The sequence below is a fragment of the Cupriavidus sp. L7L genome (genome assembly GCF_004353535.1).
Classification (GTDB): Bacteria; Pseudomonadota; Gammaproteobacteria; order Burkholderiales; family Burkholderiaceae; genus Cupriavidus; species Cupriavidus oxalaticus_A.
In genome coordinates this window covers 19,743-42,770 of record NZ_SMNY01000051.1, presented here as the reverse complement: position 1 = coordinate 42,770, position 23,028 = coordinate 19,743, and the positions used below count along the sequence as shown (strand labels likewise).

Annotated in this window: 20 protein-coding genes; 2 read left to right on the top strand and 18 right to left on the bottom strand. The window is 67.5% G+C overall.

The window, feature by feature from the left end; all coding sequences use genetic code 11:
• Positions 1–218 precede the first annotated feature (218 nt).
• Positions 219–722, top strand: coding sequence for a DciA family protein (locus E1J61_RS32745; RefSeq protein WP_133098000.1), 504 nt, complete (start codon positions 219–221; stop codon positions 720–722).
• 83 nt (positions 723–805) lie between these two features.
• On the opposite strand, the gene lpxC is transcribed toward E1J61_RS32745, so the two are convergent.
• The 18 genes from lpxC to coq7 form a co-directional block, all read right to left on the bottom strand.
• Positions 806–1,723 carry a UDP-3-O-acyl-N-acetylglucosamine deacetylase gene (lpxC, locus tag E1J61_RS32740; RefSeq protein WP_029048080.1) on the bottom strand — a complete coding sequence of 306 codons (918 nt, stop codon included), beginning with the start codon at positions 1,721–1,723 and terminating at the stop codon, positions 806–808.
• A gap of 154 nt (positions 1,724–1,877) precedes the next feature.
• The gene (locus tag E1J61_RS32735; protein WP_133097999.1) at positions 1,878–2,384 is read right to left on the bottom strand and encodes a peroxiredoxin; all 507 of its coding nucleotides are present in this window, start codon (positions 2,382–2,384) and stop codon (positions 1,878–1,880) included.
• Positions 2,385–2,893: 509 nt separating this feature from the next.
• A complete protein-coding gene (gene ftsZ, locus E1J61_RS32730) occupies positions 2,894–4,087 on the bottom strand; it encodes a cell division protein FtsZ (protein ID WP_063241547.1) in 1,194 nt (397 codons plus the stop codon).
• Between the two features lie 185 nt (positions 4,088–4,272).
• Positions 4,273–5,505 carry a cell division protein FtsA gene (gene ftsA / locus E1J61_RS32725; protein WP_012353950.1) on the bottom strand — a complete coding sequence of 411 codons (1,233 nt, stop codon included), beginning with the start codon at positions 5,503–5,505 and terminating at the stop codon, positions 4,273–4,275.
• Entirely contained in the window at positions 5,502–6,416 is a 915-nt protein-coding gene (locus tag E1J61_RS32720; protein WP_133097998.1) for a cell division protein FtsQ/DivIB, read from the bottom strand. The genes ftsA and E1J61_RS32720 overlap by 4 nt, the downstream gene beginning before the upstream one ends.
• Before the next feature lie 19 nt (positions 6,417–6,435).
• On the bottom strand, positions 6,436–7,419 hold the full coding sequence (locus E1J61_RS32715; RefSeq protein ID WP_133097997.1) for a D-alanine--D-alanine ligase: 984 nt from the start codon (positions 7,417–7,419) through the stop codon (positions 6,436–6,438).
• Positions 7,416–8,843 carry a UDP-N-acetylmuramate--L-alanine ligase gene (murC, locus tag E1J61_RS32710; protein WP_133097996.1) on the bottom strand — a complete coding sequence of 476 codons (1,428 nt, stop codon included), beginning with the start codon at positions 8,841–8,843 and terminating at the stop codon, positions 7,416–7,418. The genes E1J61_RS32715 and murC overlap by 4 nt, the downstream gene beginning before the upstream one ends.
• A gap of 21 nt (positions 8,844–8,864) precedes the next feature.
• Positions 8,865–9,935: an undecaprenyldiphospho-muramoylpentapeptide beta-N-acetylglucosaminyltransferase gene (murG, locus tag E1J61_RS32705; RefSeq protein WP_133097995.1), complete on the bottom strand. Its 1,071-nt coding sequence runs from the start codon at positions 9,933–9,935 to the stop codon at positions 8,865–8,867.
• Positions 9,932–11,173 carry a putative lipid II flippase FtsW gene (gene ftsW / locus E1J61_RS32700; RefSeq protein ID WP_133097994.1) on the bottom strand — a complete coding sequence of 414 codons (1,242 nt, stop codon included), beginning with the start codon at positions 11,171–11,173 and terminating at the stop codon, positions 9,932–9,934. The genes murG and ftsW overlap by 4 nt, the downstream gene beginning before the upstream one ends.
• Positions 11,170–12,681, bottom strand: a complete 1,512-nt coding sequence (murD, locus tag E1J61_RS32695) for a UDP-N-acetylmuramoyl-L-alanine--D-glutamate ligase (RefSeq protein WP_133097993.1) — start codon at positions 12,679–12,681, stop codon at positions 11,170–11,172. Before murD ends, ftsW begins: the two co-directional genes overlap by 4 nt.
• A 79-nt stretch (positions 12,682–12,760) precedes the next feature.
• Positions 12,761–13,930, bottom strand: a complete 1,170-nt coding sequence (gene mraY / locus E1J61_RS32690) for a phospho-N-acetylmuramoyl-pentapeptide-transferase (protein WP_133097992.1) — start codon at positions 13,928–13,930, stop codon at positions 12,761–12,763.
• Positions 13,931–13,943: 13 nt separating this feature from the next.
• Positions 13,944–15,356, bottom strand: coding sequence for a UDP-N-acetylmuramoyl-tripeptide--D-alanyl-D-alanine ligase (gene murF, locus E1J61_RS32685; RefSeq protein ID WP_133097991.1), 1,413 nt, complete (start codon positions 15,354–15,356; stop codon positions 13,944–13,946).
• Positions 15,353–16,921 carry a UDP-N-acetylmuramoyl-L-alanyl-D-glutamate--2,6-diaminopimelate ligase gene (locus E1J61_RS32680; RefSeq protein ID WP_133097990.1) on the bottom strand — a complete coding sequence of 523 codons (1,569 nt, stop codon included), beginning with the start codon at positions 16,919–16,921 and terminating at the stop codon, positions 15,353–15,355. The genes murF and E1J61_RS32680 overlap by 4 nt, the downstream gene beginning before the upstream one ends.
• Complete coding sequence (locus tag E1J61_RS32675) at positions 16,918–18,723, bottom strand: penicillin-binding protein 2 (protein WP_133097989.1); 1,806 nt, start codon at positions 18,721–18,723, stop codon at positions 16,918–16,920. The genes E1J61_RS32680 and E1J61_RS32675 overlap by 4 nt, the downstream gene beginning before the upstream one ends.
• A complete protein-coding gene (ftsL, locus tag E1J61_RS32670; protein ID WP_133097988.1) occupies positions 18,720–19,034 on the bottom strand; it encodes a cell division protein FtsL in 315 nt (104 codons plus the stop codon). The genes E1J61_RS32675 and ftsL overlap by 4 nt, the downstream gene beginning before the upstream one ends.
• On the bottom strand, positions 19,031–20,020 hold the full coding sequence (gene rsmH / locus E1J61_RS32665; protein ID WP_133097987.1) for a 16S rRNA (cytosine(1402)-N(4))-methyltransferase RsmH: 990 nt from the start codon (positions 20,018–20,020) through the stop codon (positions 19,031–19,033). Before rsmH ends, ftsL begins: the two co-directional genes overlap by 4 nt.
• Before the next feature lie 7 nt (positions 20,021–20,027).
• Positions 20,028–20,456, bottom strand: a complete 429-nt coding sequence (gene mraZ / locus E1J61_RS32660; protein WP_010814778.1) for a division/cell wall cluster transcriptional repressor MraZ — start codon at positions 20,454–20,456, stop codon at positions 20,028–20,030.
• 456 nt (positions 20,457–20,912) lie between these two features.
• On the bottom strand, positions 20,913–21,536 hold the full coding sequence (coq7, locus tag E1J61_RS32655) for a 2-polyprenyl-3-methyl-6-methoxy-1,4-benzoquinone monooxygenase (RefSeq protein ID WP_133097986.1): 624 nt from the start codon (positions 21,534–21,536) through the stop codon (positions 20,913–20,915).
• Positions 21,537–21,874: 338 nt separating this feature from the next.
• Between coq7 and E1J61_RS32650 the strand changes: the two genes are divergently transcribed.
• Positions 21,875–23,008: a porin gene (locus E1J61_RS32650; protein ID WP_133097985.1), complete on the top strand. Its 1,134-nt coding sequence runs from the start codon at positions 21,875–21,877 to the stop codon at positions 23,006–23,008.
• Positions 23,009–23,028: the final 20 nt, after the last annotated feature.

Here is a 23,028-nt window from a genome sequence, read left to right as displayed (position 1 = left end):
GGCGAGGAATGGATAGATTGGCGCGAAACGCCGAGTTTATCATGTGCCGGGGTCACGGCCGGAACGCGCGCCGGGCCTTGCCGTGCAAGGCTGCGAATGCCAGACACCGGCCAGCGCGGGCCGACCCCGCCCCCTGCCTGCAGCAGTTTGGGGCGGGTGCGGGTGCTTCAATCCTTTCCGCCCCGGGCAGCCCCGCCGCCCCTTGCTAGAATGCAGCCATGCGCCGCTTCACCCACCACGCCCTGCAGACCGCTGCCGCCAAGCCGCTCAATGACTGGCTGGCCAAGTCCGGCCCGGTTTCCGGGCTGATGCAGACCGCGCGCCAGCTGTCCGTGCTGGAGGCCGAAGTGCTGTCGCTGCTGCCCCCCGGCATGCGCGCCGGCATTGCCGTGGCCGGGGTCAAGCGCGACGCCGTCGACGCAAACGGCCAGGTGCTGCTGTTGCTGGCGGCACACGGCGCGGCCGCGGCGCGGGTGCGGCAGGTGGTGCCGACGCTGCTGGGACGGCTGCAGCAGCGCGGCTCGCAGATCACCGCGATCCGGGTGCGGGTGCAGCCCGAGGTGCAGCGCCACGCGGACTGGGACACCGGTCCGGTCGAGCGCAAGCGCACCAGCGGGCAGATGACGCCGACCGGCCTTGCCAGCCTGGACCAGCTCGCGCGCACGCTGCCCGATTCGCCGCTGCGCGACGCGCTCAAGACGCTGCTCTCGCATCACCGCTGAGCGGCCGACGGCGATTTCCGGACAAACAAGAAAGCCGACCCCCGGGTCGGCTTTCTCGTTGCGTGGCGGACAGGTGGCCCGGCTCAGGCAAAGGCCGGCTGCGCCTGCGGCAGGAAGGCAGCGGGCGCTTCCTCGACACGGTCGAAGGTGACCAGTTCATAGGCCTCCTGGTCCGCCAGCAGCGCGCGCAGCAGCTGGTTGTTCAGGCCGTGGCCCGACTTGTGCGCGACATAGGACCCGATCAGCGGATGGCCGACCACATACAGGTCGCCGATGGCATCGAGGATCTTGTGGCGCACGAATTCATCGCCATAGCGCAGTTCCTCGTTGTTCAGCATGCGGTGCTCGTCCAGCACGATGGCGTTGTCCAGGCTGCCGCCGCGCGCCAGGCCCATCTCGCGCAGCGCTTCCACCTCATGGGCAAAGCCGAAGGTGCGGGCCCTGGCGATCTCACGCACGTAGCTGGTGTCGCCGAAGTCGATCGAGAAGGTCTGGCCGGTCTTGTCGACCGCCGGATGACGGAAGTCGATGGTGAACGCCAGCTTGAAGCCGAAGAACGGCTCCAGCCGCGCGAACTTGTCGCCTTCGCGAACTTCCACCGGCTTCTTGACGCGGATAAAGGTCTTCAGCGCGTTCTGTTCTTCAATGCCGGCCGACTGCAGCAGGAACACGAAGGACGCGGCGCTGCCATCCATGATCGGGATTTCCTCGGCGTCGACGTCGACATAGAGGTTGTCGATGCCCAGGCCGGCGCATGCCGACATCAGGTGCTCGACGGTCGAAACGCGCGCGCCATCCTTCTGCAGCACCGACGCCAGGCGCGTGTCGCCGATGGCCGAAGCGGCCACGGGAATCTCGACGGCCTCGGGCAGGTCGACGCGGGTAAAGACGATCCCGGTGTCGGCGGCTGCGGGACGCAGGGTCAGCGTGACCTTGCGGCCGGAGTGCAGGCCGATGCCAACCGTCTTCACCAGGGATTTGATCGTGCGCTGTTTGAGCATGACAGCCTCAACTATTATAAAAATCTATCGTAGTGCTTTTTCTGATTAAGCGATTTTACCACCACCTGGAAGGTGGTGCAGCCGGGTTTTGTTTCCGGCTGTTAACACCGCATTAAGATGTTGCGAATAATCCACGTTTACCCGAATGACTGTGTCAGCCGCGCAACGCAGCCAGCACGGCGTCGGCGCTGCTGACGCGGAATTCGCCGGGCGCCTCCACGTCGAGCCGGGTCACCACACCATCGTCGATCACCATGGCATAGCGCTTGGAGCGCACGCCCATGCCGCGCGCGCCCAGGTCCTGGTCCAGGCCCAGCGCACGCGTCCATTCGGCGCTGCCGTCGGCCATCATGCGTACCGCGCCGGCGACCTGCTGTTCGCGGCCCCACGCGCCCATGACGAAGGCGTCGTTGACCGACACGCACCACACTTCATCGACGCCGGCGGCGCGCAGGTCTGCGGCATGCGTCACGAAGCCCGGCACATGCTTGGCCGAGCAGGTCGGCGTGAACGCGCCGGGCAGCCCGAACACCACGATCTTGCGCCCGCGCACCAGGTCGGCGACGCGGAAGGCGTTGGGTCCGAGCGAGCAGCCCTCGCTCTCGGTTTCGATGAATTCCTGCAGGGTGGCGTCCGGGACGCGGGAACCGACGGTAATCATGGGGCGAAGTCTCTGGGTTGTCTGAAGGATAGGACGGATGGCGGCCGGCTGCGCCGCAGCGGCGCGGCAGCGTGCCGGTTCAACAATCCGGACAGCGATCCGGACAGCGTTCCGGGTAGTGTTCCGTACTGCGGGCAACCCCAAGATCATAGGCGCCGCGCCGGCGATGCAAAAGCCGGATCACATCCGGTCGCATTCGATACACCTTGCTACAAAGACGTCCGCGCGACGCACCTGTGGGTGCGCCGCGCGGACGGCGAGACATCCCGACCGGGAAGGCGGGAAACCAGTCCGGGGAGGCGGCCAGCGGCACGCCCTGCCCGGCGACGGGATGCAGGTTGTGGCGGACGATGCGCCGTTGCGGCAGGCGGCGCGGCGCCGCCGGCTGCCTGCCGGGTCACGTCAGTCCATGCAAGGCACGCGCGGATAGGGAGCGCGCGTGCATCGCGACAAGGCGACGCGATCCGTCAGGCGGCCGGTGGAGGCACCGATGCCGAGCCGTCCGGCGCTCAGTCTGCCTGCTTGCGCAGGAAGGCCGGAATATCGTACGTGTCCACACCCTTTTCCTGCAGCGCCGCCACGTGGGCCGACGCCGATTCGCGCGAGCTGCGCCATACCGCCGGCGTGTCCAGGTTGCTGTAGTCCGGCGAGCTGTGCTGCGCAGCGGTGGCGGCCATGTTGGCCATCATCTGCACCGGCATGTTGTCCGTGCCGGTCTTCAGCAGCGTCATCGGCTGCTGCTTCTTGGCCGAGCGGCCCAGGCCGGTCGCGACCACGGTCACGCGCAGCGCATCGCTCATCGAATCGTCGTACACCGTACCGAAGATCACGGTCGCGTCTTCCGCGGCGTAGCTGCGGATGGTGTTCATGACTTCCTTGGTTTCCGACAGCTTCAGCGAACGGCTGGCGGTGATGTTGACCAGCACGCCGCGCGCGCCGGACAGGTCCACGCCTTCCAGCAGCGGGCTGGCAACGGCCTGCTCGGCCGCCAGGCGGGCGCGGTCCACGCCCGACACGGTGGCCGTCCCCATCATGGCCTTGCCCTGCTCGCCCATCACCGTCTTCACGTCTTCGAAGTCGACGTTCACCAGGCCGTCAACGTTGATGATCTCGGCAATGCCGGCCACCGCGTTGTGCAGCACGTCGTCGGCGCACTGGAAGCATGCGTCCATCTCGGCGTCGTCGCCCATCACTTCGAACAGCTTTTCGTTCAGCACCACGATCAGCGAGTCGACGCTCGATTCCAGCTCGCTGGAGCCATGCTCGGCCACCTTGGCGCGGCGCGCGCCTTCGAAGTCGAACGGCTTGCTGACCACGCCCACGGTCAGGATGCCCATTTCCTTGGCAACCTGCGCCACGATCGGCGCGGCACCGGTACCGGTACCGCCGCCCATGCCGGCAGTGATGAAGACCATGTGCGCGCCGCGCAGCGCGTCGGCGATCTGCTCGCGGGCCTGATCGGCGCAACCGCGGCCGACTTCCGGCTTGGCGCCGGCACCCAGTCCCGTACTGCCCAATTGCAGCACGCGCGAAGCGCTGGAACGCTTGAGCGCCTGGGCGTCGGTATTCATGCAGATGAATTCGACGCCCTGCACGCCGCGGCTGATCATGTGCTGCACGGCATTGCCGCCCGCGCCGCCCACGCCGACCACCTTGATGATGGTGCCGTCCATCACTTCCGTTTCGATCATGTCAAAGTCCATCACTGCCTCCGAGAAGAATCAGTCCCCAGACGATGCAGCCTCCCCGCCGCAACCCCTGGTTTCTGAACAAAAAAACCATTAAAAGAAAGAACCACGAAACCTTTGCTCAACGCGCCATCGGCTGTCCGGTAGACAAGACCTTGCGCGCGCCGTCGCATCTTCAGCCCGGCAAATTTCCGCATCGATCAGAAATTGCCGACGAACCATTCCTTCATGCGGGTCCAGACCTGCTTGACCGACCCGCTCTGCACCGCCACCTTGCGCCCGCGCATCCGTTGCACGCGGCCTTCCAGCAGCAGGCCCATCACCGTCGCATAGCGCGGGCTCTTCACCACCTCGTGCAGGTTGCCGCGGTACTCCGGCACGCCCACGCGCACGGGCTTGAGGAAGATGTCCTCGCCCAGCTCGACCATGCCCGGCATCATCGCGGTACCACCGGTGATGACCACGCCGGACGACAACAGTTCTTCATAGCCCGACTCGCGCACCACCTGGTGCACCAGCGAGTACAGCTCTTCGATGCGCGGCTCGATCACCGCGGCCAGCGCCTGGCGGCTGAGCGTGCGCGTGCCGCGGTCGCCCACGCCCGGCACCTCGATCATGTCTTCCGGATCGGCGATCGCCTGCTTGGCGATGCCGTACTGGATCTTGATGTCCTCGGCGTCCGGCGTGGGCGTGCGCAGCGCCATGGCAATGTCGTTGGTGATCTGGTCGCCGGCGATGGGGATCACGGCCGTATGGCGGATCGCGCCTTCGCTGAAGATGGCGATGTCGGTGGTGCCGCCGCCGATGTCGACCAGCACCACGCCCAGTTCCTTCTCGTCCTCGGTCAGCACCGCCAGGCTCGAGGCCAGCGGCTGCAGGATCAGGTCATGCACTTCCAGGCCGCAGCGGCGCACGCACTTGACGATGTTCTGCGCGGCGCTGACGGCGCCGGTGACGATATGCACCTTCACTTCCAGGCGGATGCCGCTCATGCCGATGGGCTCGCGCACGTCTTCCTGCCCGTCGATGATGAATTCCTGCGTTAGGATGTGCAGGATCTGCTGGTCGGTCGGGATATTGACCGCCTTGGCGGTCTCGATCACGCGCGCCACGTCGGTCTGCGTGACCTCCTTGTCCTTGATTGCCACCATGCCGCTGGAGTTGAAGCTGCGGATATGGCTGCCGGCAATGCCGGTAAAGACCTCCGAGATCTTGCAGTCGGCCATCAGCTCAGCCTCTTCCAGTGCTTTCTGGATCGACTGCACGGTGGCCTCGATATTGACCACGACCCCTTTCTTCAGACCCTTGGACTCCGACTGGCCCATCCCGATCACCTCGTAGCTGCCGTCGGGGCGCAGTTCTGCGACCACCGCCGCCACCTTCGAGGTGCCGATATCGAGACCGACCAACAGGTCCTTGTATTCCTTGCTCATCGGGTTTTCTCCGCGTTCTTGCTCTTCAGTCGCGTCGGATTGTTGTTGGAAGTACCGGAAACCGCTGCCGCTGCCTGCGTAGCCCGGGCCGCCTTCGCCGCCCGCTCCGCCTTCTCGGCCCGCACCGCCGCAGCGATCTGCGCCTCGGTCAGGAAGCGGGCATTGGCGGCGCGGATGGCAAAACCATTGGGATAACGCAGGTCGGCGTAGTCGATCTGCTTGCCCCACTGCTCGGTGACCTGCGGCCATGCAGCGACGAAACGCCTGACCCGCTGGTCCATCGCAGTGCGGTCTTCATCGTTCTGCTCGCGGCCAAGCTCGACCACCATGCCGTTGGACAGCCTGGCGCGCCAGGCATAGCGGCCCGACAGCGTCACCGCCAGCGGCTCGGTATGCAGCGGCTTGAACCACTGGCGCATGACCTCGAGCTTCTCGATCACGTCGCCCTCGCTGTCCGGAGGACCGTCCAGCGCCAGCAACTGTGCGTCTTCTTCCGCCTCGGCGGTGTTGGCCACGAAGATCTCGCCGTAGGTATTGAGCAGGCGCCCGCTCTCCGGCGAGCCCCAGGTACCCAGCGCCTCGTGTTCCTCGACCTCCACGGCCAGGCCGTTTGGCCACTCGCGCCGCACGCTGGCGCGCCGCACCCAGGGCACCGACTCGAACGCCTGCCGTGCCGCGTTCAGGTCAAGCGTGAAGAAGTTGCCCGACAGCTTGCCCAGCGCGCTGGCACGCACGCTGGGGGCGTTCACGTGGCGCAGCGCGCCGCCGTCCATCGGCGCGATCTCCACGTGGGTGATGGCAAACACCGGCCGCTGCGCCAGCCACAGCAGGCCGGCCGCGAGCGCCATCAGCGCCACCACGGCATAGAGCGTGGTGGCGATCAGGTTGAGCAGGCGTGCGTTATGCCACATGGTCCAGGCGGGTTCTCTGTTATTCGGGCTTCCAGTGCTCGTTCGGGTGCAGGTCCAGCGTCGCGGCGGCCACCACCTGCAGCACGAAGTCCTCGTAGCTGATGCCGGCCGCGCGCGCCGCCATCGGCACCAGCGAGTGGCCGGTCATGCCGGGCGAGGTATTCATCTCGAGCAGGAAAGGCTTGCCGTCGGCGCGCAGCATCACGTCGGCGCGCGCCCAGCCGCGGCAGCCCAGCACCCGGTAGGACTGCACCGCCAGCGCCTGGACTTCCTTCTCGACTTCGGGGTCCAGTCCTGACGGACACAAGTATTGGGTATCGTCAGTAAAGTACTTATTTTGATAGTCGTAGTTCGCTTCGGGCGCGACGATGCGGATCACCGGCAGCGCTTCGGCGGTATCGCCCTCGCCCACGATCGGGCAGGTCAGCTCGGCGCCGTCGATGAAAGTCTCGGCGATGACGTCGTTGTCCAGCGCCTCGGCCTTCTCGAACGCCTCGCGCATCTGCCCGGCCGCCGTCACCTTGGTCAGGCCGATCGACGAGCCTTCGCGCGCCGGCTTGACGATCAGCGGCAGGCCCAGGTCGGCGACCACCGCGTCGAAATCCGTATCGGCATGCAGCATCGCGAAACGCGGCGTGGGCAGGTCATGCGTGGTCCACAGGCGCTTGGTGGCCTGCTTGTCCATCGCCAGCGCCGAGGCCAGCACGCCGCTGCCGGTGTAGGGCACGCCCAGTTGTTCCAGCAGGCCCTGGATGGTGCCGTCTTCGCCATAGCGGCCGTGCAGCGCGATAAAGACGCGGTCGAACTTGGCCGCGGCCAGCTCGGCCACGCCTTGCAGGCCGGGATCGAAGCCATGCGCGTCGACGCCGCGCGACTGCAGCGCGGCCAGCACGCCGCTGCCCGACATCAGCGAGATCTCGCGCTCGGCCGAGCGGCCGCCGAACAGCACGCCGACCTTGCCCAGCGACTTGGGATCGATATTGGGATGGGCGACGAAGCTCATTGCTGGCCTCCCGACTGTTGCGTCTGCTGGTGCGACACCAGTTGCCCCGGCACGCCGCCGATCGAGCCGGCGCCCATCGTCACGACCACATCGCCGGGCCGGACAGCATTCAGGATGGCCTGCGGCATCTCTTCCATCTGCTCCACGAAAACAGGTTCTACCTTGCCGGCCACGCGCAACGCGCGGGTCAGCGCACGGCCGTCGGCGGCCACGATCGGGGTCTCGCCGGCGGCATAGACCTCGGACAGCAGCAGGGCATCGACAGTGCCCAGCACTTTGACGAAGTCTTCAAAGCAATCCCGCGTACGGGTGAATCGGTGCGGCTGGAACGCCAGCACCAGGCGGCGGCCCGGAAACGCGCCGCGCGCCGCGGCAAGCGTGGCGGCCATTTCCACCGGGTGGTGGCCGTAGTCGTCCACCAGCGTGAAGGTACCGGCACCGTCGGTGGTGGCCACTTCGCCGTAGCGCTGGAAGCGGCGGCCCACGCCGTGGAACTCGCGCAGCGCCTTGACGATGGCGGCGTCGGGCACTTCCAGCTCGGTCGCGATGGCGATCGCCGCCAGCGCGTTCTGCACGTTGTGCATGCCGGGCAGGTTCAGCACGATTTCCAGCGGCGGCTCGGTATGGCCGTTGAGCTGGCGCAGCACGGTGAAGTGCATCTGGCCGTCGACCGCGCGCGCGTCCACGGCGCGGATCTGCGCGTCTTCGGCAAACCCGTAGCGCACCACCGGCTTGGACACGAACGGCAGGATCTCGCGCACGTTGGGGTCGTCGACGCACAGCACGGCAATGCCGTAGAACGGCAGGCGCTGCGTGAATTCGATGAACGCCTGCTTGAGCCGGGCAAAGTCGTGCCCGTAGGTGTCCATGTGGTCGGCATCGATATTGGTGATGACCTCGATGACCGGGAACAGGTTCAGGAACGATGCGTCGGATTCATCCGCCTCGGCCACGATGAAGTCGCCGGTGCCCAGGCGCGCGTTGGCGCCGGCGGAGTTGAGCCGGCCGCCGATGACGAAGGTGGGATCCAGCCCGCCTTCGGCCAGCACCGATGCCACCAGGCTGGTGGTGGTGGTCTTGCCGTGCGTGCCGGCGATGGCCACGCCCTGCTTCAGGCGCATCAGCTCGGCCAGCATCACCGCGCGCGGCACCACCGGGATGCGCTTGCTGCGGGCGGCCAGCACCTCGGGGTTGTCGCCGCTGACCGCGGTCGACACCACCACGGCGTTGGCGCCGGTCACGTTGGCCGCGTCATGCCCGTGCATGACCGTGGCGCCGAGCGAGGCCAGGCGCCGCGTGGCGGCATTGCTGCCCACGTCGGAACCCGAGACCTTGTAGCCCAGGTTCAGCAGGACCTCGGCGATGCCGCTCATGCCGGCCCCGCCGATCCCCACGAAGTGGATGTTTTTGACGATATGCTTCATTGGATTGCTGCTTCGCTCACTTCAGTCCCTGGCCAGCTGGCTGCACACCTCGGCGACGCGCCGGGTTGCCTCAGGCTTGGCTAGTCCGCGCGCCAGGCGCGCCATGTCTTTCAGCTGCGGCCGGGTCAGGCTGGCGATGGTCTGCGCCAGGCCCCCGGCCGTCAGGTCTTGTTGCTGCACCAGCAGGGCCGCGCCCTGGCTGGATAAAAACTTTGCGTTGGTGGTCTGGTGATCGTCCACTGCGTGCGGGAACGGCACGAACAGCGCCGCCACGCCCGCCGCGGCCACTTCCGACACCGTCATCGCGCCGGCGCGGCAGATCACGAGATCCGCATCGGCATAGGCGCGCGCCATGTCGTCGATGAACGGCAGGGTCTGCGCCGGCACCTGTGCCGCCGCATAGTTGGCGCGCAGCGTGTCGATCTGCTTCGCGCCCGCCTGGTGCGTCACCACCGGGCGCTCGCTTTCCTGCAGCAGCGCGATCGCCTTCGGCACCACCTCGTTCAGCGCCGCGGCGCCCAGGCTGCCGCCCACCACCAGGATGCGCAGCGGACCGGTGCGCTGGTCGTAGCGCGCCTCGGGCGCATCCAGGTGCGCCAGTTCCTCGCGCACCGGGTTGCCGGTCCATTCGCCGCCGGGCAGCGTGTCCGGGAACGCGCACAGCACGCGGTCGGCCACCTTGGCCAGCACCTTGTTGGCCAGGCCGGCGATCGAGTTTTGCTCGTGCAGCACCAGCGGGCGGCCCAGCAGCGAGGCCATCATGCCGGCCGGGAAGGTGATGTACCCGCCCATGCCCAGCACCACGTTCGGCTTTACCCGGCGCAGCGCGCCGATGCTCTGCCAGAACGCGCGCAGCAGGTTCAGCGGCAGCAGGAACTTGGTCACCAGCCCCTTGCCACGCAGGCCGCCGAACTGGATGTATTCCATCGGGATGCCGTGCTTGGGCACCAGCGTGGCTTCCATGCCGGTGCGGTTGCCCAGCCAGACGATGTTCCAGCCCTGCTCGCGCAATGCATGCGCGACCGCCAGCCCCGGGAACACATGCCCCCCGGTGCCGCCGGCCATCACGAGCAGGGTGCGCGGTGCGGTCATACCTTGCCTCCGCGCATCAACACACGGTTTTCATAGTCAATGCGCAGCAGGATCGCCAACGCCACGCAGTTCATCAGAATCCCCGACCCGCCATAGCTCACCAGCGGCAGCGTCAGCCCCTTGGTCGGCAGCAGCCCCAGGTTCACGCCCATGTTGATAAAGGTCTGCCAGCCGATCCACACGCCGATGCCCTTGGCCACCAGTCCGGCAAAGGTGCGGTCGAGCTGCAGCGCGGTGCGGCCGATATTGAAGGCGCGGCGCACCAGCCAGTAGAACAGCACGATCACCACCAGCACGCCGACAAAGCCAAACTCCTCGCCGATTACCGCAAGGATGAAGTCGGTATGCGCCTCGGGCAGGTAGTGCAGCTTCTCGATGCTGCCGCCCAGTCCGACCCCGGTCCACTCGCCGCGGCCGAAGGCAATCAGCGAATGCGTGAGCTGGTAGGCCTTGCCCAGCGCGTTGCTCTCTTCCCACGGGCTCAGGTAGGCAAAGATCCGCTCGCGCCGCCATGGGGACGCCGTGATCAGCAGCGCGAACGCGCCCACCGCCACGCCGACCAGCCCGGCGAACAGCTTGCCGTTGATGCCGCCCAGGAACAGGATGCCCATCGCCACCGCCGCGATCACCAGGAACGCGCCCATGTCGGGCTCGAGCAGCAGCAGCATGCCGACCACCACTACCGCCACGCCCATCGGCAGGAAGCCCTTGGACACGGTCTGCATCCACTCCTGCTTGCGCACGGTGTAGTTGGCGGCGTACAGCACCACTGCCAGCTTCATCAGTTCCGACGGCTGGAAATTCATCACGCCCAGCGGGATCCACCGGCGCGCGCCGTTCACGCCCTTGCCGACGAACGGCACCAGCACGATCACCAGCAGGATCAGCGCGACGATAAAGAGCTTGGGCGCATACCGGTCCCACACCTTCACCGGCACCTGGAACGCCACCAGCCCGACCGACAGTCCGATAAACAGCGCGAACGCATGCCGCACCAGGAAATGGCTTTCGCGGTAGTTGGCGTAGCGCGGCGAATCCGGCAGCGCGATCGAGGCCGAAAAGACCATCACCAGGCCGAGCGCGAGCAGCACGATCGCGACCCACAGCAGGGGCTGGTCGTACTCCATCATGCGCGAACGCGTGGGCTTGACGCCCGAAACCGCGTCACGCAGGCCACCCCAGGCGTTGCCGATGGTGGCGCCGATGAAACCGCTGCGCTTGACCTGTGCCTCACTCATGGCAGGATCCCCCGGGACAGGGCCAGTTCTTCCACCGCGGCGCGGAATACCTCGGCGCGGTGCACGTAGTTGCGGAACATGTCGAGGCTGGCGCAGGCCGGCGAAAGCAGCACGACGTCGCCGCGCTCGGCCAGTTCGGTTGCCTTGGTCACGGCTTCTTCCAGCGTGGCGGCATCGGCCAGGGTCGAGCCGCTGCCCTGCAGGGCATCGCGCAACTCTCCCGCGGCCCGGCCGATCAGCACCACGGCGCGTGCGTATTGCGCCACCGGCGCGGCCAGCGGCGAGAAATCCTGGCCCTTGCCTTCGCCGCCCGCGATCAGCACCACGCGCTTGTCCAGCCCGGACAGCGCGGCCACGGTGGCGCCGACATTAGTGCCCTTGCTGTCGTCGAAATACTCGACGTCATCGATGGTGGCGACCCACTCCACGCGGTGCGGCTCGCCGCGATACTCGCGCAGGCCATGCAGCAACGCGTTCATCGGCAGGTCGATGGCACGGCACAGCGCCAGCGCCGCCATGGCGTTGGTGGCGTTGTGCATGCCACGGATATGCAGCGCATCGGCCGGCATCAGGCGCTTGTGGCGCACCGGCACGGCTTCCTCGGTAGCTTCGGCGGCCTTGCGGCGGCGCGGCTTGCCCTCCCCTTCCGCTTCCGAATCGGGTTCGGCCAGCACCAGCCAGGGCATGCCGCCCTCGCGCAGGATGCCGAAGCTGCCCGGCACTTCCGGCAGATCGATGCCGAAGGTCACCGGCTTGCGGCCGGCCCGCGCCATGTCCAGCGTGAGCCGGTCATTGCGGTTCAGCACCTGCACGCACTCGCTGCCGGCGGGCCCGAAGATGCGCGCCTTGGAGGCGGCGTAGGCTTCCATCGAGCCGTGCCAGTCAAGATGGTCCTGGCTCACGTTGAGCACGGTGGCCGCATCCGGCGCCAGCGTATGCGTGGTTTCCAGCTGGAAGCTGGAGAGTTCCAGCACCCACACCTCCGGCAGCGTGGCCGAGGCGATGCACGCCGACAGCTTGTCCAGCGCCGACGGGCTGATATTGCCCGCCACTGCCACGGTCTTGCCGGCGCGCTCGACCAGCCGGCCGGTCAGTGCCGTGGTGGTGGTCTTGCCATTGGTGCCGGTGATCGCGAGCAGCTTCGGCGCGTAGCCGGATTCGGCCTCCAGGTGCCTGAGCGCGCGCACGAACAGCTCGATCTCGCCCCACACCGGGATGCCGCGCGCCTGCGCGGCGGCCAGAAGCGCTCCGGTGCCGGCGTCCAGCGGCGACAGCCCGGGGCTGATCGCCACCAGGCCGATACCGTCGAGCAGGCTTTCCGAGAACGGCCCGCCCACGAACCCGGCCGAAGTCAGCTCGGCCTGCAGGAAGACAAGGTTGGCGGGCGCCTCGCGCGTGTCGGCCACGCGCACCGCGCAGCCGTTCAGGCCACACCAGCGCGCCATGGCCAGCCCCGATTCGCCGAGGCCAAGTACCAGCACATGAGGTTTCTGCAGCTCGCCAAACACTTCGATTTCCTGCCTTTGGTTTCCTGTTTCTATATAGAGAGCGCCGCGGTTCTGACCATCGGCGCAACCACCAACACCCCTAGCGCAGCTTCAGCGTCGACAATCCGATCAGCACCAGCAGCATGGTGATGATCCAGAAGCGCACCGTGACCTGCGTTTCCTTCCAGCCGCCCAGCTCGAAATGGTGGTGCAGCGGCGCCATCCGGAACAGCCGCCTGCCCTCGCCAAAACGGCGCTTGGTGATCTTGAACCACGTGACCTGCGCCATCACCGACAGCGTTTCGACCACGAAGATGCCGCCCATCACGAACAGCACGATCTCCTGGCGCACGATCACCGCCACCGTGCCCAGCGCGCCGCCCAGCGCCAGCGCGCCCACGTCGCCCATGAACACCTGCGCCGGATGCGCGTTGAACCAGAGGAAAGCCAGCCCTGCCCCGCCCAGCGCGGAACAGAAGATCAGCAGCTCCCCCGCGCCCGGGATATGCGGGAACAGCAGGTACTTGCTGTAGACCGCGTTGCCCATCACGTAGGCAAACACGCCCAGCCCGCCGCCCACCAGCACCACCGGCATGATCACCAGGCCGTCCAGGCCGTCGGTCAGGTTCACGGCGTTGCTCGAGCCCACGATCACCAGGTAGGTCAGCACGATGAAGCCGGCCACGCCCAGCGGGTAGCTGATCTCCTTGAAGAAGGGCACGATCAGGTTGGACTTGTACGGCATGTCGAGCGACAGCCCGCCTTCGACCCAGTTCAGGAACAGCTCCCAGACCCGCACGTTGCTGCTTTCGGACACCGAGAACGCCAGGTAGACCGCGGCCACCAGGCCGATCAGCGTCTGCCAGAAAAACTTTTCGCGGCTCGACATGCCGCGCGGGTCGCGATAGACCACCTTGCGGTAGTCGTCGACCCAGCCGATGGCGCCGTAGCCGAAGGTGACCAGCATCACCACCCAGATAAAGCGGTTGCCCCAGTCGCACCAAAGCAGCGTCGAGACAGCGATCGACACCAGCACCAGCACGCCGCCCATGGTCGGCGTGCCGGACTTGACCAGGTGCGTCTGCGGGCCGATGGTGCGCACCGCCTGGCCGACCTTCAGCTCGGTCAGCTTGCGGATCACCCACGGCCCGAACGTCAGGCCGATCAGCAGCGCGGTGAGGTTGGCCATCACCGCGCGGAAAGTCAGGTAGTTGACGACCCGGAGGAAGCTGTAGTCGTTTTGCAGCCACTGGGCCAGAGCCAATAACATCGTGTTGTCTTCGTTAATGTGCGGAAGTGTCTGCGACCAGCGCAGCGACCATCCGTTCCATGCGCATGAAGCGCGATCCCTTCACCAGCACGGCGCCGGCTTGCGCCACCATGCCCCCGCTGTCTTCCTCCAGGGCCTTTGCCAGGTCCTCCGCGCTGCCGAAATGGCGGCCATTGGCGCCGAACGCACGCACCGCGTGCACGGCCAGCTCGCCGGTGCCCCACAGCTTGTCGACGCCGCGCGCCTGCGCGTAGGCGCCGATTTCTTCGTGGAACGCCGGCCCCTGGTCGCCGACCTCGCCCATGTCGCCCAGCACCAGCACGCGCGGCGCGGCGAAGCCGGCCAGCACGTCGATGGCGGCGCGCATGGAATCGGGGTTGGCGTTGTAGGTGTCGTCGATGACCACCGTGCCGCCCGGTGTGTACTTCACCTGCAGACGGCCCTTGACCGCCTGGAAGCCGGCCAGCCCCGCCTGGATCGACGGCACGTGCACGCCCGCGGCCAGCGCGCAGGCGATAGCCGCCAGCGCGTTGCGCACGTTGTGCTCGCCCAGCAGCGCGAGCCTGACTTCAAACGCATGGCCCGGCGCGCGCACCTGCATCACCTGCGCGCCGTCGACCAGTGCCATGGTGGCGTGCACATCCGCGCGCTGCGATGTGCCGAACGACAGCGCGCGGCGCGCACCGGCGGCCTCGCGCCAGACCGGCGCAAAGGCACCGCCGCTTTCCTCGTCGAGCGGGAACACCGCCACGCCGTCCGCCGGCAGCGCCGCCAGCGCGGCCGCGTGTTCGTGCGCCACGGCTTCCACGCTGACCATGAATTCCTGGTGCTCGCGCTGCGCGTTGGTGATGACCGCCACGGTGGGCTGGGCGATGCCGGCCAGGTAGACGGTCTCGCCCGGATGGTTCATGCCGAGCTCCAGCACCGCCAGCTTGTGCGTGGCGCGCAGGCGCAGCACCGTCAACGGCAGGCCGATGTCGTTGTTCAGGTTGCCGCCGGTGGCCAGGCGCTGGTCCTCGCCCACCGCCGCGGCGAAGATCGCCGCGATCATTTCCTTGACCGTGGTCTTGCCGTTGCTGCCGGTCACCGCCACCGCGGGCAGCGTGAACCGGCGGCGCCAGCCGGCGCCCAGCTCGCCCAGCGCGATGCGGGTGTCGGGGGCGACGATGGCCGGCACGCCGGCATAGTTGCTGGTAGCCGCGTCGCGGCTCACCAGCACCGCAGCGGCGCCCTTGGCCACCACGTCGGCGATGAAATCATGCGCATCGAAGCGCTCGCCCTTCAGCGCGACGAACAGGTCGCCGGGCTCGACGGTACGGCTGTCGGTCTGCACGCGCGAGAACGCAACGGCGCCGTCGCCACAAACGCGCGCGCCGGCGATCCAGCCGGCGGCGTCCTGCAAGGTAGTCATGGTGGTCTGGCTCATGCCGATACTCCACGGGTGGCAAGCGCCAGGCGGACATGCTCGCGGTCGGAGAACGGGCGCTTGCGCCCCTGGATCTCCTGGGTGGCCTCGTGGCCCTTGCCTGCCACCAGCACCACGTCGGCCGGGGCCGCATGCTTGATGGCGTAGAGAATGGCCGCGGCGCGGTCCTCGATCTGGCGGCCGCGCGCGCGGTCCGCCATGCCGTCGGAGATCGCGTCAAGGATGTCCTGCGGATCCTCGCTGCGCGGGTTGTCGCTGGTCAGGATGACGTCGTCAGCCAGGCGTTCGGCCACTGCGCCCATCAGCGGGCGCTTGATCGGGTCGCGGTCGCCGCCGCAGCCGAACACGCACCACAGGCGGCCATGGCGCGCCTGCGCCACCGGGCGCAGCGCGGCCAGCGTCTGTTCCAGCGCGTCGGGGGTGTGGGCATAGTCGACCACGGCGAGCGGGCCCAGCGCGGCATCGCCACCGTTGGCGCCGAACAGTTCCATGCGGCCCTCGACCGGCGTCAGCGCGCGCAGCGCGGCCAGGGCCGCATCCCACGCCACGCCGTTGGCCAGCGCCGCGCCCAGCACCGCCAGCAGGTTGCTGACGTTGAAGGCGCCGATCATGGGCGTGGACATCTCGGCGCTGCCGAAGTTGCCGTCGATATGGAAAGCGGTGCCGTTGGGCGTGGCGCGCACGTTGGTGGCGCGCAGCCATTCGCCGCGCGGGCGGCGCACCGTGGCGGCGCCGGGCCCGTCGATGCCGTATTCGATCACGTGCGGCGCGGCGATCGCGGCCGCGTCCGCGGCCAGCAGCCGCTGGCCCATGGCGTCGTCGCGGTTGACCACCGCGGTGCGCAGGCCGTCCCAGCGGAACAGGCGCTCCTTGGCGGCCTCGTACTCGGCCATCGAGCCGTGGTAGTCGAGGTGGTCCTGCGTCAGGTTGGTCAGCACCGCCACCGAGAAATGCGTGCCGGCGACGCGCTCCTGCTCGAGGCCGTGCGAGGACACTTCCATCGCCACGGCACGCGCGCCGGCATCGTGCAGCGCCGCCAGGCTGGCCTGCAGCTGCACCGCGTCGGGCGTGGTGAAGCCGGTCGCCTGCAGGGCGCCGGGGAAACCGGTGCCGAGCGTGCCGACGGTCGCGCTTGGCGTGCCCGCGGCCTGCAGCACGCGCGCCAGCCACTGGCTGCACGAGGTCTTGCCGTTGGTGCCGGTGATTCCGGTCACGGCCAGGCCGCGCACCGGATTGCCGTGCCAGCCGGCGGCGATCGGGCCGGCAAGCTGATGCAGGTTGCTGAGCGCCAGGTGGGGCACGACATCGCCAAACGGCCAGTCGAAGCCGTCGGCCTCATAGACGATGGCGCCGGCGCCGGCCGCGATGGCCTGCTGGATATACGGCCGCCCATCGGTGGTCAGGCGCTCGTTGCCGAGCACGTAGGCGAAGAACACGTCGCCGTGCGCCAGCCGGCGGCTATCGCCGGTCAGCTGCGCCGAAGCGGCCACGTTGGTACGCAGCCAGGCCAGCGCGTTGCTGGCCTGGGTGGTCACCTCGAGCGGGAGCAGGGGCTTGGCCGTCATTGGGTCGCAGTCCACGGTTCGCTTTCCGGCACCTTGTCGCTGACCACCAGCTGGCGGATCGGCGAATCGGGCTGGACATTCAGTGCGCGCAGCGTGCCGCCGGTGATGGCGGCGAACGCCGGGCCGGCTACCAGGCCGCCATAGTGGCTGCCGGCGGTGGGCTCGTCGACGCTGACGGCGACGATGATGCGCGGGTTGGACATCGGCGCCAGGCCGATGAACGAGGCGCGGTACTTGCTGCGGTTGTAGCCGCGGCCTTCGTGCTTGTAGGCGGTGCCGGTCTTGCCGCCGACGCGGTAGCCCATCACCTGCGCCTCGGGCGCGGTGCCGCCGGGCGCGGTCACGGTTTCCATCATGGCGCGCACGTCGCGCGCCACCTGCGGCGACAGGATGCGCTCGCCGGTGGCCGGGCCGTTGGTGCGGAACATGGTGACCGGGATCAGCTCCCCGTCGTGCGCAAAGATGGTGTAGGCATGCGCCATCTGGAACAGCGACACCGACAGGCCGTAGCCGTACGACATGGTGGCCTGCTCGATCGGACGCCAGCTCTTGAACGGGCGCACGCGCCCCGCCACCGCGCCGGGGAAGCCGATCTTGGGCGCCTGGCCCAGGCCGATGCTGGTGTACATGTCCCACATCTCCTGCGGCTTCATCAGCATCGCGATCTTGGTCGTGCCGATATTGGACGACTTCTGTATCACGCCGGTGACGGTGAGCGCGCCGTAGTTGTGGGTATCGGTGATGGTGGCGCCTTCGAACTGGTACTTGCCGGTGGTAGTGATCACCGTCGATGGCGTCACGCGCTTGAGCTGCAGCGCCAGCCCCACGGTGATCGGCTTCATCATCGAGCCGGGCTCGAAGGTGTCGGTCAGCACGCGGTTGCGCAGCTGCTCGCCGGACAGCCGGGTGCGGTCGTTGGGGTTGTAGGTGGGCCAGTTGGCCAGCGCCAGCACCTCGCCGGTCTGGGCGTCGAGCACCACCGCGCTGGCGGCCTTGGCCTTGTGCTTCTCGACCACGGCCTTCAGTTCGTTGTAGGCCAGGTACTGGATCTTGGCGTCGATCGACAGCTGGATGTCCTCGCCGTCGCGCGGAGTCTTCAGGATGCCGATATCCTCGACCACGCGGCCGAGGCGGTCCTTGATCACCTGGCGCGCGCCGGCGCGGCCGGCCAGCCCGGTCTCGCGCGCCAGCTCCACGCCTTCCTGGCCGCGGTCCTCGACGTTGGTGAAGCCCACGATATGCGCCATCGCCTCGCCTTCCGGGTAGAAGCGCTTGTACTCGCGGGTCTGGTGGATGCCGTCGATCTTGAGCGCGGCGATCTTGTCGGCGACGTCGGGCAGCACCTGGCGCTTCAGGTAGACAAAGCCCTTGTCTTCCGACAGCTTCTTGCCGAGGTCTTTCTCGGACATGCCGAGCAGCTTGGCCAGCTGGCGGATCTTGGCCAGCTCGACCTGGTTGGGCACGTCCTCGGGCACCGCCCAGATCGCCTTGACCGGCAGGCTGGTGGCCAGCACCAGGCCGTTGCGGTCGAGGATCTTGCCGCGCGTGGCCGGCAGCTCCAGCGTGCGCTGGAAGCGCTTCTTGCCCTCGGCCTCATAGAACTGGTTGCCCGGACCCTGGATCCATGCGGCGCGCAGCGCCAGCGCGACAAAGGCCGCGAACATCAGGAACACCACCAGCTTGGAGCGCCACATCGGCAGGCGCAGCCCCAGCACCGGGCTGGCCGAGAACTGGCCGCTGCGCGGGCGCGACGGGGTGCCGCTGCCGTTGCGGCCGGGCGGGTTGGGGCGGGCCATGCTCATTGGCGCGCCTCCGCCTCGCTGGCCGGCGCTGGCTGCGCCGGCGGCAGCACGATGCCCGACAGGTATTGGGTCTTGCCGGGGTTGGCCGGCGCCATCTTCAGCTGCGCGCGCGCCGCGTCGGCGATGCGCGCGCTCTTGCCAAGCGAGCTCTGCTGGTACTGCAGGCGCGCCCAGTCGATGTCGAGCTGGCGTTCTTCCCCCTGCGCCCGCTCCAGCGCCACGAACAGCGTGCGCGCCTGGTGCTGCGCGCTCACCAGCGAAAGCGCACACAGGATCAGCGCGGCCAGCAGGAAGAAGGTCAGGCGGTTCATGCGCGCGCACCTCCGCCGGCCGGAGCCAGTTTCTCGGCCACACGCATCACGGCCGAGCGCGCGCGCGGGTTGGCTGCGATTTCCTCGGCGCCGGGCTTGGAGCGGCCCAGCAGGCGCAGCGTGGGTTGCGGCAGGTCGGCCGCGCGCAGGGGCGCGCGGCGCAGGGCCGGGTCGGCATCCTGCTGGGGACGGGCGTGCGCCGCCATGAACCGCTTGACGATGCGGTCCTCCAGCGAATGGAAGCTGATCACCACCAGGCGTCCCCCTACCTGCAGCAGGTCATAAGCCGCCTTCAGCCCTCTTTCGAGGTCCTCAAGCTCTTGATTGACGTGAATCCGTAGAGCCTGAAAGGTGCGGGTCGCAGGGTCCTGGCCCTTCTCGCGTGTTTTGACGGCTTTCGCCACGAGCGCGGCAAGGTCGGCAGTAGTGGCGATGGGTCCGCCATCGCCGGGTTCGCGCCGGCGAGCAACAATCGCCTTTGCAATCTGTACAGCAAACCGTTCTTCCCCATAGTCTCGTATCACCCTGGCAATGTCCTGCTCATCCGCCTGCGCCAGCCACTGCGCGGCGGTGATGCCGCGCGTGGTGTCCATGCGCATGTCCAGCGGGCCCTCGAAACGAAAGGAAAACCCCCTCGCCGCCTCATCGATCTGGGGCGAGCTGATCCCCAGGTCGAGCAGCACGCCGGCCACGTGGCCGCGCCCGGCCAGGCGCTCTGCCATGTCCGCAAAGCTGGCGTGCTCAATGGAGAAGCGGGCATCCCCGATGGTGCCCGCTTCTGCGATTGCTGCTGGGTCCTTGTCGAACGCGACCAGGGCCCCGTCTGGGCCCAGCCGGGCCAGTACCGCCCGGCTGTGCCCTCCCCTGCCGAAGGTGCCGTCCACGTAGACGCCGCCCGGGCGCCAGACCAGGGCGTCGACGGCCTCGTCCAGCAGCACGGTGCGATGGCGCAGGGCGGGGGTTGCCGGCGTTCCGGTAGGACTCATGACCTCTTCAGAAAGAGAAATTTTTCAATGCTTCGGGCATGCCTTGCGCCATCGCCTGCTGTTCCTTGGCGGCGTAAGTCGCGGCATCCCACACTTCGAAATGGCTGCCCATGCCGAGCAGCATGACTTCCTTGTCGAGCATGGCTGCACTGCGCAGCTCCGGCGCGATCAGCACCCGGCCTGCGCCGTCCATTTCCACGTCGGCGGCGTTGCCCAGGAAGATGCGCTTCCACCAGTGCGCATCCATCGGCAGCGCTGCAATGCGCGTGCGGAAGGTTTCCCACTCGGGCCGGGGAAACAGCAGCAGGCAGCCATCCGGGTGCTTGGTAAGCGTCACCCGGCCCTCGGCCTGCTGTTGCAGCGCCTCGCGGTGCCTGGACGGAATGGACATCCGCCCCTTGGCATCCAGCGACAGCGCCGATGCTCCCTGAAACAAGCTCGCCCCCGGTTACTGCCCGCTGCCGGTGACCCCTGGCGGCTGGCAATCGCGTGAATTCGGCTGTTTCCGACTGTGACGAAATGATCCCACGGTCGGTTCGCAATTTCACACAAAAATACACTTCCTCACACTATTTCCCACTTTAGAGGAAGCAATTTGGGCGGTCAAGGCTGCTTGCAGGGCAGCAAACGAGATTTTTCGAATCAGAACAATGACTTAGCGCGCACACCTCACGCACCGTGAAAGTGAATCCTTAATGAAATGAACATCTTAGGGAGGAAAGCAGAGAAACCACCTGAGAACTGCGGGAGGAGGACTGCCGGCGGCGGCGGGAACGACTGTCCCGCAACCCGAGGGAAGGATACAACAATCGCCCGCCAGCGCCGGAAAATCAAGGGCGGGCGGGCAACCGCGAGCGCGCGGCCATAAGGCCGGGCGCTCGGACCCAGCGCGTCAGATGCGGTAGGCCGCGGTGGTCATCACGCGCGAGGCACCACGCATCAGCGCACGCACCGGCGCGGGCAACGGGATGCCGCCGGCATCGCGCGCGGCATCGCCATGGCGGATCTCGTCGTCGCGCATCTGCTCGAGGATGGCGCGCGAGCGGCCGTCAGCTCCAGGCAGGCGGTCCAGGTGGCCGCCGAGATGGTGCTCGACCTGGCGCTCGGTCTCGGCCACGAAGCCGAGACTGACCTTGTCGCCGGCGCGGCCGGCGACAAAGCCGATCGCAAACGCGCCGGCGTACCACAGCGGGTTGAGCAGGCTCGGCCGCGAACCCAGTTCGCGCAGCCGCTCGGCGCACCAGGCCAGGTGGTCCTCTTCTTCGCGCGCGGCGGCATCCATCTGCGCGCGCACCGTCGCGTTGCGCGCGGTCAGCTTCTGCGCCTGGTACAGGGCCTGGGCGCAAACCTCGCCGACATGGTTGATGCGCATCAGCCCGGCCACGTGGCGCCGCTCTTCGGCGCTCATCTGTTCGGTGTCCGGTGCCAGCCGGTCGGCCGGGTTGGCGCGCGCGGAGCGGGTTGCCCCGGCAACGGCGCGCAGTGCCACGTCGAATTCTTTGATCAGGGTGTCCATGTCGCGGATGCGGATTGATCTTCTGGCTCCCAAGGCCCCGCCATGGTGGGGTACGCGCTGCCGGCGCGGCCCGCTACGACCGCCATCGGGATTACCCGCATTGTAGCTTGCCTCTAATTCGCGCCATCCCGCGCCACGCCTTGCATTGATGCGGCCCGCTACTCAGAAACCCTGAGTTGTTAAAACCAGACAAGGGGGTTGCGCCCGAATGGTGAACGAAAAGTTGTTTGTTACAGTACTTCGCAACTTCTAAGGAAGTTTGACGCATGGGGGATGGAGACCAACAGGAGGTTCCCCCGGGCCGTCACCAATAATTCTTACAGTGGAGATCAACGAGCATGAAGAAATCGCTTCTGGCGCTGGCAGCGCTTGGCGCATTTACCGGGGCGGCGCAGGCCCAATCGAGCGTCACGCTCTACGGTGTGGTGGATGCCAACATCGAGTACGTGAGCAATATGTCGAGCGTCACGCCGTCAGCGGCCAACGGATTCGCAACGGGCCCGTCGGAGAACCTCTTCCGCATGTCGTCCGGCGGCCTGTCCGGTTCGCGTTGGGGCCTGCGCGGCGTGGAAGACCTGGGCAGCGGCCTGAAAGCCTTGTTCGTGCTCGAAAGCGGTTTCGGCCTCGATGATGGCCGCTCGCAGCAAGGCGGCCGCCTCTTCGGCCGTCAGGCTTATGTCGGCCTGGAAAGCGCCCAGGCGGGCCGCGTGACCTTCGGTCGCCAGTACACCTCGCTGTTCGACATGATGGCCAACTTCTCGCCGACCGGCTATGCCACCCAGTATGAGCCGGTGGTGGCGCAGCTGGGCCTGAACTTCCGCTCGGACAACACCGCCAAGTACACGGGCAAGTTCGGTCCGGTGACCGCGGTCGCCCACTGGTCGTTCGGCAACGGCGTCGCCGGCGGCGGCGAAGTCCCGGGCCAGTTCCGCCGCGACACCGGCTACGGTGCAGGCGTGTCGTGGGCAGCCGGCCCGTTCGGCATCAGCGGCGCGTATGACCAGTACAACCCGACCCTGAACGCCGCCGGCGGCACCGGGGAATTCAAGAAGGCCGCGGTCGCTGCCAGCTATGCCTTTGGCCCGGCCAAGCTGATGGCCGGCTATCGCTGGGGCATGAGCAAGGCGCCGAACGACAATACGATCCTGAAGGACAACTACTACTGGGTCGGCGGCAACTACCAGGTCACCCCGGCACTGGGTCTGACGCTCGCGTACTACTACGACGACGTCAAGAACTTCAACCCGGCCGCCACCGGCGCCACCAACAACATCAAGAACCCCTGGCAGATCTCGTTCATCGCCGACTACAACCTGTCCAAGCGCACCGACGTGTACCTGACCACGGCCTTCTCGAAGAACGCCGGCCTGAACTTCGACACCTCGGCGATCAGCTTCGCCAATGGTTACTTCCTGGGTACCGGCGAAGACAAGATGATTGGCGCCGCCATCGGCATCCGCCACAAGTTCTGATCGCCAGCCTCACCGGCCGA